A 13,446-nucleotide genomic window follows, 5' to 3' on the forward strand; every position below is an offset into this window, starting at 1 on the left:
CTGGGGTTCCGTCAGTTGAGCGTTCCGTAAGCACAGGCGGTGCTGCCGCTGACGCTTGCGCTCTGGCTGCCGCTGTTGGTCTGGTTGGAGTTGAGTGCCTGGGCTGCCCAGCCCTGCACCCCGGTGGTCGTGGAGCCGTTCACCTGGGAGCCGACGGTGCCGGCATTGGCCTGGCCGGTGGTCACCGTGCCGCTGCCGCTCCAGCCGGTGTTGTCGTTGCCGGTCGAGGTGGCCGCGGCGCCGCTGGTGCTCGGCGAGTTGGCAACGGTGCTGTTCGAGCCCTGGTTGCCCTGCGCGGTCGCGTTGACGTCGCAGTTGAACTGGCGCTGGATGTAGGTGTTGTTGGTGGTGCTCGCGGCGCCATAGCTGCCGGCCTTGCGCCGCTGGATCATGTCCTGGATGGCGGCCTGGTTGGCCTTGTCGGCCGAGGTCTGGAACTGCCACGCGGAGTTCTCTCCGACGTTGTTCGCCATCCCCTGGCCAGCGCAAGCGATCAGGCAGGCTGCGACAACACCCTTCTTGAACGATCGGGTGATGTCGTGCCCGCGCCGGAGCATCAAAAGGGAGTGAGGGGAAGTGGTCATGAGGTGTCCGATGGCTTGTGGAGTGCGGTTGGAGGGCCCGGGCGAAAGGCCGCCGGCGAAGGGGGTGGAAGGCAACGAGTTCATGTCGCGCCCCCCGTGTGCTCCTTCGAGGTGGAGCGGATGTCCAGCGGCCGAGCGATCTGCGCCTTCTCGCTTCGTTGCGAGTGACGGGCCTTGGAAACGCCGGGCCGGCGCCGAATCGGGCGCGGGAGATCGCCGCCTTCATCGACGTAGACGCTTCCTGCCGCGGACGTGCGCAGCGGAAGCAGATGGCCATGCGTGCGCATGCGCCGACGCAGGCGGCCGATGACCTTGGTGTGCAGCAGATCGATCGATGCTTCGCCCTGCTGCGCGTCTTCGTCGCGCCCGGGGACGTCGACGACCGACGTGGCGAGCGAGCGATTGAGTTCGCGGACCTCGTGCGGCGCCAGGAACTGGCTCGGCGCATGCGCCACCCGCAACAGCAGCGAGCGTTCCTGAGGACGCAGTCGTACTTCGAAACCCTTTTCGTCGGCCACGAGTCGCCAGCCATTCATCGCGAGCCGCCACCTGCTCGAGCCCAACGAAACTTCCGCGGCGGCTACGGGCTGCGCCACGGGCTGGCCGGGGCGCAGCTTGTCGCGCATCTCGGTCTTCCGCTGCTGGCGGATGGCTTCCTCGAGGGCCCGGTACTGGGCATCGGTCGTGCTGTCGGCCTCGCTCGGCGTCGGCTTCGCAGCGGGCAGGACCTGCGCCCGGTGCCTGTTCGACTCATTGCAGACGAGCAAGTCGCCCACGGTCTCCTGCAGCTGTTCCAGCAGCAGGCCCATGCGAGCGAGAAGAATGCGCATCTCCGCGTTCATGCGTACGCCTCCCCCCGTCCGAGCTTCGCGCTCTCGAGGAAGGAGCCCTCGAGCCACTGAGCGCCCGCGCGCAGCGCCAGGTGCATGTCCTCCTCGCGCTCGATGCCATCGACCACCGCATGGTTTGCGAGGTGGCCGGCCAGCGAAATCATTTCCTGCAGCCCTTCCAGCCCGAACTCGCCGCCGCGGGCTCGACGCAGGAAGGAAGGGTCCACCTTCGCGATGTCGGGACGGCAGGCGTGAACGATGGCCAGGTCACCGTCTCGGCATCCGAGGTTGCGAACTGCGATACGGCAGCCCAGGGCCTGGAGACGGCTGCAGAACTCGCGCATGGCCTCGAGCGCGCAGACCGGGCCGCCCGCGCTGAACTCCACCACCAGGCGCGAAGCGAGCATCGGCTCGGTCTGCAACGCGGCGAAGAGGGAGGTCCACCAGTGATCGCAGTGCGCGCTTTGCGTCGAGAGGCGCACGCCGAGACGCAACGCCGGGCGCTGGCGCAGGATCGCCAGGGTCTTGCGCATCGCATGGCGATCCCACAGCCGCGCCAGGCCGAGTCGCTCCAGGCATGGTCCATAGATGCTGTCGCGGATCGCGTCGGCACGCCCTTCTTCCGGGATCGGCCCCGCGCTGGCGAGGAGCGAGTGGTACAGCGAGGTCGAGCCGCCGTACACGCCCACCACCGGGCGCCAGGACATGCTCAGGAACCCCCGGGACAGCGCGTCGGCCACCCGCACGGCGACGTCCATGTCGCCGCGATATCGATGGCTCCAGCCATCGAGCTCCATCTGCTCGAACTCGGCGCATTGCTGGGCCGTCCACAAGGCGAGCTCGACCTCCGTGGGGTCCATCTCGCCCGGAGGCCGCACGTCGATCCAGTCGGCGTGCAGTTGCACCAGTGCCGCGATGCCGCGATACACGATCGGTCGCTTGGCCACGTGGGCAAGCACGGACTCGAGGTATTCGCAGGCCGAAGTCAGCGAGGCGTCAACCGGAACGGGGAAACTCTCGTTAGACCACAGCAAATAGCAGTCATCCCGCAGAAAGGCGAAGTCGGTGCTCTCCGTGCGAACGAACGAGAAACAGAGCCGGCGGCGAACCTCGCGACTGACGGCCATCGCGAAATCGATGCCGTAGGCCTGCGAGAGTTGCGGAAGATTCCCGATGAAGACGTATGCGCACGCACGTTGCTGCAACTGACTGGCAATTGCATCGGTGCGGTCGTGAGCGCTCGCGATCGAAGCGATCGGCGTACGAGGCGAAACCGTCGTGCGGGCATGGAGTCCAGCAAAGAAACGATGTCCCCCGCTGGGCGATAGGGCAAGCATCCAACTCTCCAGAGTCTTGTTTCGAAAACGTCGACCTCGGGCGAGGCAACGTCGGTTGTTTTTCGAACGGCAAGACTCATCCCTCCCGCGGCACGCGGGTCTTTGCATAGAGTCCGGCTGTTTTCGCGCAGGCGCACCCATCCCACGAGACCGAACCGGCTCGTCAGGCGAATTGGGGCGTCTGGGGTCGTGGGCGAGTCGTCTACGTTCTGACGACCGGCTACCGCTGTGGGCGGTCTATCGCTCGAGTGGTGCGCTGAGACGAGCTGTCGAGATCCCTGGTGGCACTGTCTAAGGGGAGCTGCCTATAGCACGCGCGATCGTCATCGTTATCTCCGTTGCAAGCTGTAGTACGAATGGATACTACAGATAACGGTAGGAAACAGGTAGATGCGCAGAATGAGTATGTGAATGCATTCACTTTTGGGAAGCATTTCGCAGTAACGCGGCGCCGTATCCGGCGCGCTGTTTTCCCCACGCAACGATCTCGGGCTTCTACCGTCTTTGTGGGATGGGCCACACTCGCAGATGCATGCTATTTGCCGCTCGAGCCGAGTGCGCATGGCTTGGCTCCGCGCGGCCGTCGATGCGCTTCAGCTCGGCACGGTGGTGGACAGAGTATCGACGGCATCGACGCGATGCGTCGCGGCGATCAGGCCGATCTGCTTTCGCTCCACCGACAACAGCCCGGCATCGCGCAGGCGCGCCAGCGCGAGGTTCGCCCGCTGGCGCGAGATGCCGTTCAGGCGGGCCAGCTGCGATTGCGTGAGCGCCAGCGTTTTCCGATCGCCCGCGGCACAGCCGTCGAGAAACTTCAGGATGCGGTCCTCGATGGTGGATTCGAGCGGCTGCGCGCACAGCGCCACGCATTCCTCGACGCGCGTCGCCAGCGACGACTGCAGGTAGTGATTGAACTCCAGGCTGTGGCTGCGCAGCCATTCGAACGTGCGCCGGGGCAGAAGGACCAGACGGCATCGGGTCACCGCGACCGCCTGGTAGCGCCGGACCTCCGCGTTGACCAGCGCGCCTTCGCCGAACCAGGTGTCGGCCCCGCCATGCTCGAGGGTCGATTTCGAGAACCTCGAAGTCCCGACGGACAGCCGCGCCACGCCCTCGATGAGGCCGTACCAGTATGCCGCGCGCTCGCCCTCGGCCGCGATGACCTGGCCGGTGTCATGCGCTCGCTCCTCCATGGAAGCCAGCACGCGCCGCAGTTCGCACGGTGAAAGTTCCGCGCCCCAGGACGACCCGGCGATCATTCGCTCGGCCGCGGCATCGAAGTCCATCGTGTGCCGCGCGGGAGTGGCCGGAACGATGCGTGGCGCGCTCATGCTACGCAGCCTGAAGCAGGGCGGCGAGCTGGCGACGCGCCGGTTTCGCGGCCCGCAGCGGAAGCAGGGGCCACACGTGGATCATCTTCGGCTGCTCGAACCATTGCAGGGCGGCGGATTGCGCGCGCGTTCGCGAAGCCTCAGGCAATCCGCCATGAGCAGGTCCTTGCCGCCGATGAAGACGCTGATCCGCCCCAGCGCATCGAGCGGCCCGTTGAGGGGGCTGAGGATCGGGTCTTCGAGCGCTGCGCCGCCGCTCCACAGGCGCGCGGCTTCGGCCAGCCCCGGAATCGCGAGCCAGGGATCTTGCGATTCGAGCGACGCCAGCATCGGGTCCGACATCGTCAGGTCCAGCCAGGGGGAGATCAAGGCGATATCCCGAGGCTGCGGAAGACGCCGCGCGCTGAGTTGCTGGGCAAGAGCCAGCGCCAGGCCGCCACCGGACGAGTCGCCCATCAGCACGATGCCATCGGGCGCCAGCCCTTCGAAGCGCTCGCGATAGATGGCGAGCACCACGCGAAAGGCGTCGGCATGGTTGAAGTCCGGCGCGAGCGGATAGATGGGGACGTGCGCCGTGCAACCGCTGAGGGCGACCAGCTCCGCCACCAGGTGCCAGTGATGTCGCGACATCTCGGCCACGTGCGCGCCGCCATGCAGGTAGAGCAGGTTCACGCCCGAGGGATTGGCGCGCGGCCTCAGCGTGTAGCAGACGCTGCCCTCGACGACGGCCTGCTCGATGTCGAAGCGCGCGTGCAGCGCCTTCGGCGGTGCCGCGTCGGCGCTTCGGCGCTCGCGGTCGATGGCTTCGTACAGGCCCTCGACGCTTTCGAAGCGCTTCCTGCGGCCACTGAGCTTGAGCAAGGCGAGAAAAGCCGGAAGAGGAAGCCGCATCACTCGGGCACGCCTTCGTCGGTGTGGCGCTTGAAGCCCATCATCAGCGCCAGCGCGCCCAGCACCAGCAAGCCTGCAATGGCCGCGAGGCCGGCGCTCAGGCTCCCCGTCGCCGTCTTGATCAGGCCGAGGACATAGGGGCTGGCAACGCCCGCGAGATTGGACACGCTGGTGATGATCGCGATGCCGGCCGCGGCCGTGCGGGGCGACAGGTACGACGTGGATGCCGCCCAGAACACCGGCAGCGCCGAGACGATGCCCGCGCTGGCCAGCGACAGCAGTGCGAGCGACGCCCAGAGGCTCTGCGTCGTGAACGTCGACCCGAAAAGCCCGATGGCCCCGAGAAGACACGCCACGGCGAAGTGCCGGCGCCGCTCCTTGCGGGCGTCGGAGCGGCGTCCGTACCACACCATGGCGAGCGCTCCGATGGCATAGGGAATGACGGCGTACAGCCCGATCTGCTGGATGCTGCCGACCCCGAGCCCCTTGATCATCGTCGGCAGCCAGAAGCTCAGCGCGTAGCCGCCGCACAGGACCGCGAACGACGCGAAGCACAGCAGGTAGACCTTTGGATCGGTGAACGCGCCCGCGGCACTTTCGCGGGCGCCGGCGCCGCCGTTCGCGGCCTCGGCCATGTCGCCCTGCACGAGCCCTTTCTCCTCATCGCTCAGCCAGTTCGCATCGAGCGGCCGGTCGTCGAGAAAGCGGTAGACGACGATGCCCAGGACACAGCTCGAACTCGTGCAACAGCGGCAATGCCGAGTCGGCGAACTTCCGCAGCGCACTGAAGCTCGCCGGCAGCACGAGGCTGTGGACCAGGCTGGCGCACAGGATGCCCAGCCCGATCTCCTGCACGCGCGCCACGGCGGTGTCGAACATGGCCGCGGGCGCTTCGACCAACGGGAAGCCGATGAGCGCGGCCGAGTAGCCCGCCAGCAGGAAGACATAGGAGCGCGCGCTGCGGTCCAGCAGCGAGAGGTAGAGGCACAGTCCGGTCCACAGCGCGAGCGCCAGCGTCAGCAGCTCGCGCGCGGCCGACAGCGCCGGGATCAGCACCACCGTGGCCGCGCAGCCGAGCAAGGTGCCAACGAACCGATAGAGCGCCTTGGAGCGCACGTTGCCCGCGAGCGGATGCGCCACGATGTAGGCGGTCATGAAGGCCCAGAAGGGCCGTGGCAGGCCGGCGCGGCAGGCCAGGTACAGCGCGAGCATGGCGCCCGCGAAGCTCTTGAGGGAGAAGAGCATCTCGGGGCGAGAGAAGCGAATCCTTTGCATGCATCGATGCTAGGCAGCGGTGCCCGTGTCGGACATTGCCCAATTCGACGCAGCGAGAATGGCCGGCTCGCAGCAACGATCATGGAGACCATGCCCCGCCCCGAGGTCGTCCCCGAAGGCCTGGATTACCAACTCACCGTGCCGGTCATGGCCCTGCGCGTGGACGTCGAGGCGCGTGCGCGCGAGATCCCGGTCCACCAGCACCAGATTGGGCAGCTCGTCATCGCGCTGCGCGGCGCCGTGTCGTGCGAAGTGCCTGGCGCGCTGTGGATGGTGCCGCCGCAGGCGGGCGTGTGGATTCCGGGCGGCACGCCGCACAGCAACCACGGCACGGCAAACGCGCTGATCTTCTATCTGTTCGTGGCGCCGGGCACGGGCGCCTTGCCGACGAAGTGCTGCACCCTGGCCATCAGCACCATGCTGAGCGAAATGATCCAGCACCTGGCCGGCCTGCGGCCGACCTACGAGCCCGGCAGCGCGACCGACCGGCTCGCGCATGTGCTGCTCGATCAGCTGGCCGCGATGCCGAACGAGGACTTCTCGCTGCCGATGCCGCAGGACGCGCGGCTTCGAAAGATATCGCGCGCCATCACGCTCGACCCCTCGGACCGCCGGACCCTGCAGGACTGGGCCGCCGAGACCGGGACCAGCGAGCGCACCCTGACCCGGCTGTGCACGGCGCAGACCGGCCTGAGCTTCGGCCGCTGGCGGCGCCAGCTGCACATGATCGTGACGCTTCGCGAACTGTCGGGCGGCGCGACTGTGCAGCAGGTGGCCTACGGTCTGGGGTACGAGTCGCCGTCCGCCTTCATCACGATGTTCAAGAAGGCCTTCGGCAAGCCGCCGGCCACCTACATCGCCGAGCGCTTCAAAGTGGGCGCTTGACCGCGCGCGGGCGACGAGCGGCCGATGGTGGTGCCCGTCGGCGATGAGCCAGCGCCACCCCCGCGGCTAGAGCGTCGCCCCTTGAAAGGCGTCGACCAGGAAGTCGACCATCACCCGCACCTTCGCGCTGAGATGGCGACGGCTGGCGTAGATCGCGAGGATGTCGATCGGAGGCATGTGATAGCCCGGCATGACCTCGACGAGCCGGCCGGCCCGCACGTCCTCGCCGAGGACGAAGCTCGGCTGCCAGATGACGCCGGCACCGGCGAGGGCCGCGGCGCGCGCGGTCTGGCCGTTGTTCGCGCGCAGGGCCCAGCGCACGCGAACCGATTCCAGCGTTCCACCGGGGCCGGCGAACTGCCACTCGTCAGAGGTCGCGCCGTAGGTGTAGCCCAGGCACGGGTGCCGTGACAGGTCCGCGGGCACCCCGGGCATGCCGTGCCTCGCAATGTAGTCGGGCGAGGCGCACACGAGGTTCTGCGAGCGGCCCAGGTGGCGCGCGATGTGGTTGCCGGACGTGGTCCGCGAGATGCGGATGGCGAGGTCGTAGCCCTCCTCGACGATGTCGACCACGCGGTCGATGAGGGCGATGTCGAGCTCGACGTCGGGGTACTTCGCCATGAACTTCGGCCACAGCGGCGCCAGCACGAGGCTGCCGAAGCTCAGCGGCGCGTTGAGGCGCAGGCGCCCGCGCGGCTGCAGCGACGCGGTGGTCGCGAGCGCCTCGGTCTCGGCCACCTCCTCGAGGATCGACTTCGCCCGGTCGAACAGGGCCTCGCCGCCTTCGGTGAGCGACAGCCGGCGCGAGGTGCGGTTGATCAGCCGCGTGCGCAGGTGGGCTTCGAGCTCGTTGACGTAGCGCGTCACGTTGGCCGGGGAGGTGTCGAGCGCGTCGGCCGCCCTGACGAAGCTGCCGCGCGCGACCACGGTCACGAACACCTCGTACGCACGCAATCGGTCCATGGCCGCGGGCTCCAATCATTCATGAAAGCTGAATGAGTAAACCACTTTTGGGGCCTTTCTGGAAGTGAAGCTGAATCATAAATTCGCTTCACCCCCAAACACAGACCGAAAGGCCCAGACATGAACACCACCCATCCCACCCCCACCCGCCGCGCGCTGATCGCCGGCGCCGCCGCATTCGGCGCCGCGCTGAGCTTCGGCTCCGTGGCGCACGCCGCGCCCGTCGTCGACGCGGTGCCGGGCTTTCGCGCCGGCAGCGCCGAGGTGAACGGCACCCGCATCGCCTACCGCATCGGCGGCACCGGACCGGCCATCGTGCTGCTGCACGGCTACGCCGAGACCGGCCACATGTGGAACCCGCTGATGCCGCTGCTGGCCAAGACGCACACCGTGGTCGTGCCCGATCTGCGCGGCGCCGGCAACTCGTCGAAGCCCGAGAGCGGTTACGGCAAGAAGAACATGGCAGTCGACATCCACGAGCTCGTCAAGTCGCTCGGCATCCGCAGCGTGAGCATCGTCGGCCACGACATCGGCCTGATGGTGGCCTATGCCTATGCCGCGCAGTTCCCCTCGGAGACCGACAAGGTGGTGCTCATGGACGCCTTTCTGCCCGGCATCGGCCAATGGCAGAACGTCTGGCTGCTGCGCGACCTCTGGCACTTCCATTTCCACGGCGCGACGCCGCTGGCGCTGGTGCACGGACGCGAGCGCATCTACTTCGAGCATTTCTGGAACGACTTCGCGGCCGACCCCAAGCGCTCGGTGCCCGAGGCCGATCGCCGCTTCTATGCCAAGGCCTATGCGCAGCCCGGCGGCATGCGCGCCGGCTTCGAATACTTCAAGGCCTTCGAGCAGGACGCGGCCGAGTTCGCCGAACTGGGCAAGACGCCGCTGCCCATGCCGATGCTGGTTCTCTCCGGGGAAAAGGCCGGTGGCACCTTCCTGATCGAACAGGGCAAGATGGTCGCGACCAACGTGCAGGGCGTGATCGTCAAGGGGTCCGGTCACTGGCTGATGGAAGAGGCGCCCGACCAGGTCATTCCCGCGCTGGTCAATTTCCTGGGCTGACACCCGTCTGGTCATCGACACAAGGAGCATCGACATGGATCTTCAACTGAAAGGCAAGCTGGCCCTGGTCAGCGGCAGCACCGCCGGCATCGGCTACGCGATCGCGCACACACTGGCCCGCGAGGGCGCGAGCGTCATCGTCAATGGGCGGTCGCAGGCATCGGTCGACGAGGCCGTGGAGCGCATCCGCTCGGAGACGCAGGGCACGGTCGTCGGCTACGCCGGGGACCTCAGCCGGGCCGAGGCCGCCGAGGAGGTCGTGCGCCGCCATCCCGGCATCGGCATCCTCGTCAACAACCTCGGCATCTTCGAGGCCAAGGCCTTCGAGGACATCCCCGACGCGGATTGGCTGCGCTTCTTCGACGTCAACGTGCTGAGCGGCGTGCGCCTCGCGCGCCTGGTGCTGCCGGAGATGAAACGGGCGAACTGGGGCCGGATCATCTTCATCTCGAGCGAGAGCGCGGTGCAGATACCGACCGAGATGATCCACTACGGCATGACGAAGACCGCGCAACTCGCGGTGTCGCGCGGGCTCGCGGAATCGGTGGTCGGCACGAACATCACGGTGAACAGCGTGCTTCCCGGCCCAACGAAATCGCGCGGCGTCGGCGACTTCGTCGAAGGCATGGCGCGTTCGAGCAGCAAGAGCTTCGAGCAGGTCGAGGCTGAGTTCTTCGAACAGATCCGCCCGACCTCGCTGATCAAGCGCTTCGCCACGCCGCAGGAGGTGGCTTCGCTCGTGACCTATGTGGCGAGCCCGCTCGCGTCGGCGACCACTGGTGCGGCGCTGCGCGCGGACGGCGGCGTGGTCAAGAGCGCCTTCTGACGAAGACGAGGTGACCGGCCGGTCGCGTCCCGCGCGGAAACACTACCGGCCTCGCGGTTTATGGGCATATACCCATAATTGCGTATGACCTCCGCCCATTACCACCACGGCATGTGCTGCAGCACCGCGCTGCGCAAGGCCACGCGCCGCGTCACGCAACTCTATGACGAGGCGCTGGCACCGGTGGGGCTGCGCTCCACGCAGTACTCGATCCTGATGGAGCTGAGCCGGCGCGCCAGCGAAGCGCCGAGCCTTCAGGTGCTGGCCGATGCGCTGGTGATGGACCGCTCCACGCTCGGCCACACCCTGCGTCCGCTGGAACGCGATGGCCTGCTGGCACTGCAGCCTGGCGAGTCGGACCGCCGCCAGCGGCAGGTCGTGCTGACCCGCAAGGGGCAGGCGCTCGTCGCGCGCGCGCAGCCGCTGTGGCAGCGCGCACAGGACCGCTTCTGCGAGGTGTTCGGCGAAGCGGAGGCGGCGATATTGCGCGCCACCTTGCTGGACATTGCCGCGGACGAGCGGCTGAGCTCGCGGGCGTCCTGATTTCCAGGTTTGCATCCACTTCGTTCTTCGTTGGCCCAAATATGGGCATATGCCCTTAATCATGAACTCTCATCCTTCGTCTACTTCCGCGCCGCGACAGGCCGGTGCTTCGCGGGATTCGCGTCGACAGCAGGCCGTCCTGCTGGTGGCCTCCATGGTGTGCTCCCTGGTGATGCTCGACACCAACGTGGTGGCGGTCGCCCTGCCCACCATCGCGCATACGCTCGATGCCGAGTTCGCGGACATGCAATGGGTGATCACCGCGTACATGCTGCCCTTCGCGGCCCTGCTCATGGCCGCAGGCTCGCTGTGCGACCGGTATGGCCGGCGACGCATCATGGTGATCGGGCAGCTGCTCTTCGTCGGCGCTTCGCTGTTCTGCGGCACGGCGCCGGCCGCCTGGGTGCTCAATGTGTCGCGGGCCTTCGAGGGCATCGGCGCGGCCCTGCTGCTGACGGCGGCGCTGGCGGTGATCAATCACAGCTTCCAGGGGCCGGCGCGCGCACGGGCCTATGCGTTCTGGGGCGCCTGCCTCGGCATCGCCATCACCTGCGGGCCGATCCTCGGTGGCGTGATCTCGAGCACCATCGGCTGGCACTGGGTGTTTCTCATCAACCTGCCCATCGGCGTGGTGCTGATCGCCGCCACGCTGCGCGTGGTGGAGGAATCGCGCGACAAGGAGGCCGTGCGGCTGGACTATGCCGGTGTCGCCACCTTCAGCGGTGCGCTGTTCCTGCTGACCTGGGCGGCCATCGACGGCAACGCGCTGGGCTGGACCTCGCCCGCGGTGCTAGGGCGCCTGATCGGTGGCGTGCTGCTGCTCGAGGCCTTCGTGGTGATCGAGGGCCTGCAGGCACGACCCATGGTCGACTTCAGGCTGCTGCGCTCGCCGGCCTTTGTCGGCAGCGCTTGCGCGATGGTGGGCTACGCGGCGGGGGCACAGGTCATGCTCTTTTACCTGCCGCTGTATCTGCAGAACGCCTTCGGCCTGTCGCCCGCCAGCGCCGGCATCTCGATGCTGCCGTTCGCGTTGCCCATGTTCCTGGTGCCGCGCATCGCGGCGCACTACACGGCCGGTTGGACGTCGCGCGCGCTGCTGTGCCTGGGCCTTGGACTGAGCGGCACGGCGAACGCGGCCATGGCGTTGTTGGCCACCGGCGGCGCGGGCTACCTTGCCTTCGCCTGTGCGATGGCGCTCGCGGGCACCGGCGCCGGCCTGCTCAACGGCGAAACGGCCAAGGCCATGCAGGGCGCGATCCCGCCGCAGCGCGCGGGCATGGCCTCGGGGCTGGCAGGTACCACGCGCTTCAGCGGCCTGCTGGCGGGCGTGGCCGGATTGGGCGCGGTGCTGGTGGCGGTGGCCAGCGCGGACTTCCAGCGCGCGGCCCGGCAGTGGCCGTTGGCGCCCGCGCTGGCGCGGGATGTGGCCAAGCGCTTCAGCGCGGGCGATGTGGCGGGGGCGCTGCATGCATTGCAGGCGCTTCCCGCCGATGCGGCCGCGGCCGCTACAACCGCGTTGCGATATGCATTCAGCCACGGATTCGCGGCGGCCGCCTGGTCCGCCGCCGGCGTGGCCGTGGTCGCGCTGGTGCTGACACGGCTGCTGATGCCCGGCCGCGAAGCCCACGCGGCGAACAGCATGCAGGAGGCGCACATGGTCGCGCCAAGCGAGTGATCGTCCATCCACGAAGGAGAAATCTCATGCGCTATCGTCTTCTCGGCCGCAAGTCCGGCCTCCGGGTCTCCGAATTCGCACTCGGTGTCGCCCTGTTCGGCACGGGCTGGGGCTACGGCTCCGAGCATGCCGATGCACGTCAGGTCTTCGACCGCTACCTCGAGGCCGGCGGCAACTTTTTCGACACCGCCGACGGCTACCAGTTCGGCCAGTCCGAATCCATGCTGGGCGAGCTCATCGCGCCGATCCGCGACGACATCGTGGTGGCGACAAAATACAGCGGCGGCGCGGCGAAGGAGCCGACGCTGGCGAAGACCGGCAACAGCCGCAAGAACCTCGTCTACTCCGTCGAGCAAAGCTTGCAGCGGCTCAAGACGGATCGCGTCGACCTGCTGTGGGTCCACCACTCCGACAACGTCACGCCCACCGAGGAAATTCTTCGGGGGCTCGATGACCTCGTGCGCGCGGGAAAGATCCTCTATGCCGGCTTCTCGAACTTTCCGGCCTGGCGCATCGCGCGCGCGGACTTGCTGGCGGAATTGCGTGGCTGGTCACCTCTGGTGGGCGTGCAGTTCGAATACAGCCTGATCGAACGCAGCGCCGACAGGGAGCTGATGCCGATGGCCGAAGCGCTGGGCCTGGCGGCCGTCGTGTGGTCGCCTCTGGGAGGCGGCCTGCTCACGGGCAAGTACCGCAACGGGGAACAGGGCCGGCTCCAGGGCATGGCCCGGGTCATCCGAACCGAGAAGACCGAGCGCGACGCGGCCGTCGTGGATGCCGTGATCAAAGCGGGCGCGCAGCTCGGGCGATCGCCGGCTGAAGTCGCGCTGGCATGGCTCGGCAGCAAGGCGCGGAACTCCACCACGTCGATCATTCCGATCATCGGACCGCGGACGGTAGAGCAGCTCGACAACAACCTTCTGGCGCTCGATCTGAAGCTGCCGCGGGACCTGGTGAACCAGCTCGATCAGGTCAGCCAGATCGCTCCAGGTGTGCCGTTCGAGGTCAATGCGGAGACGCTTCAGCGGATGCTGGGCGGACGTCCTCAGTTGGTGGATCTGCCTCCGATCAAGGCGGTCTGATTGAATTGCCAATTAAAAAAGCGCATCGTTTTGGACGATGCGCTTTTTGTTTTTTGCATCTGCTTTGCTTTTGCTTGCGCAAAGAAAAAAGCCCCAACCGTTTTGGTTGGGGCTTTTTTGGCTGTAATAGCCTGACGATGACCTACTTTCACACGG

14 protein-coding genes and 1 pseudogene are annotated in these 13,446 nt (G+C 67.4%); 6 read left to right on the forward strand and 9 right to left on the reverse strand.

The features are described 5' to 3' along the window. Positions 1-11: 11 nt before the first annotated feature. From ACODT0_RS23090 to ACODT0_RS23120, 7 genes and pseudogenes are all read right to left on the reverse strand, one after another. Positions 12-473: a hypothetical protein gene (locus tag ACODT0_RS23090; protein WP_489042373.1), complete on the reverse strand. Its 462-nt coding sequence runs from the start codon at positions 471-473 to the stop codon at positions 12-14. A gap of 191 nt (positions 474-664) precedes the next feature. Further along, entirely contained in the window at positions 665-1,426 is a 762-nt protein-coding gene (locus ACODT0_RS23095) for a hypothetical protein (protein ID WP_172705604.1), read from the reverse strand. Further along, positions 1,423-2,751 carry an EAL domain-containing protein gene (locus tag ACODT0_RS23100; RefSeq protein WP_082321647.1) on the reverse strand — a complete coding sequence of 443 codons (1,329 nt, stop codon included), beginning with the start codon at positions 2,749-2,751 and terminating at the stop codon, positions 1,423-1,425. Before ACODT0_RS23100 ends, ACODT0_RS23095 begins: the two co-directional genes overlap by 4 nt. A 593-nt stretch (positions 2,752-3,344) precedes the next feature. Next, positions 3,345-4,082, reverse strand: coding sequence for a Crp/Fnr family transcriptional regulator (locus tag ACODT0_RS23105; RefSeq protein ID WP_489042374.1), 738 nt, complete (start codon positions 4,080-4,082; stop codon positions 3,345-3,347). An 81-nt stretch (positions 4,083-4,163) separates the two neighbouring features. Beyond that, complete coding sequence (locus ACODT0_RS23110; protein ID WP_489042375.1) at positions 4,164-4,973, reverse strand: alpha/beta hydrolase fold domain-containing protein; 810 nt, start codon at positions 4,971-4,973, stop codon at positions 4,164-4,166. After that, the gene (locus ACODT0_RS23115) at positions 4,973-5,758 is read right to left on the reverse strand and encodes an MFS transporter (RefSeq protein ID WP_082322759.1); all 786 of its coding nucleotides are present in this window, start codon (positions 5,756-5,758) and stop codon (positions 4,973-4,975) included. Before ACODT0_RS23115 ends, ACODT0_RS23110 begins: the two co-directional genes overlap by 1 nt. Then, positions 5,757-6,248: pseudogene (locus ACODT0_RS23120) on the reverse strand (FUSC family protein); the annotation flags it as partial. The pseudogene ACODT0_RS23120 and the gene ACODT0_RS23115, both read right to left, overlap by 2 nt. 81 nt (positions 6,249-6,329) lie before the next feature. Between ACODT0_RS23120 and ACODT0_RS23125 the strand changes: the two are divergent. Beyond that, on the forward strand, positions 6,330-7,133 hold the full coding sequence (locus ACODT0_RS23125) for a helix-turn-helix domain-containing protein (RefSeq protein ID WP_489042376.1): 804 nt from the start codon (positions 6,330-6,332) through the stop codon (positions 7,131-7,133). A 66-nt stretch (positions 7,134-7,199) separates the two neighbouring features. Here ACODT0_RS23125 and ACODT0_RS23130 read toward each other — a convergent pair whose 3' ends face one another. Continuing rightward, complete coding sequence (locus ACODT0_RS23130; protein ID WP_057595104.1) at positions 7,200-8,096, reverse strand: LysR family transcriptional regulator; 897 nt, start codon at positions 8,094-8,096, stop codon at positions 7,200-7,202. 120 nt (positions 8,097-8,216) lie between these two features. On the opposite strand from ACODT0_RS23130, the gene ACODT0_RS23135 reads away from it, so the two are divergent. From ACODT0_RS23135 to ACODT0_RS23155, 5 genes are all read left to right on the forward strand, one after another. Beyond that, complete coding sequence (locus ACODT0_RS23135) at positions 8,217-9,164, forward strand: alpha/beta fold hydrolase (RefSeq protein WP_489042377.1); 948 nt, start codon at positions 8,217-8,219, stop codon at positions 9,162-9,164. Positions 9,165-9,198: 34 nt separating this feature from the next. Then, a complete protein-coding gene (locus ACODT0_RS23140; RefSeq protein ID WP_057597812.1) occupies positions 9,199-9,990 on the forward strand; it encodes an SDR family NAD(P)-dependent oxidoreductase in 792 nt (263 codons plus the stop codon). Between the two features lie 84 nt (positions 9,991-10,074). After that, positions 10,075-10,533: a MarR family winged helix-turn-helix transcriptional regulator gene (locus tag ACODT0_RS23145; RefSeq protein WP_489042378.1), complete on the forward strand. Its 459-nt coding sequence runs from the start codon at positions 10,075-10,077 to the stop codon at positions 10,531-10,533. 61 nt (positions 10,534-10,594) lie between these two features. Beyond that, positions 10,595-12,208: an MFS transporter gene (locus tag ACODT0_RS23150; RefSeq protein WP_489042380.1), complete on the forward strand. Its 1,614-nt coding sequence runs from the start codon at positions 10,595-10,597 to the stop codon at positions 12,206-12,208. Between the two features lie 26 nt (positions 12,209-12,234). Next, positions 12,235-13,290: an aldo/keto reductase gene (locus tag ACODT0_RS23155; RefSeq protein ID WP_057597815.1), complete on the forward strand. Its 1,056-nt coding sequence runs from the start codon at positions 12,235-12,237 to the stop codon at positions 13,288-13,290. Here the strand turns inward: ACODT0_RS23155 and ACODT0_RS23160 are convergent. After that, on the reverse strand, positions 13,254-13,446 hold a 193-nt coding region (locus ACODT0_RS23160; RefSeq protein WP_489042381.1), incomplete at its 5' end, for a hypothetical protein. The genes ACODT0_RS23155 and ACODT0_RS23160 overlap by 37 nt on opposite strands.

This window comes from Variovorax sp. FG153 (assembly GCF_057809595.1).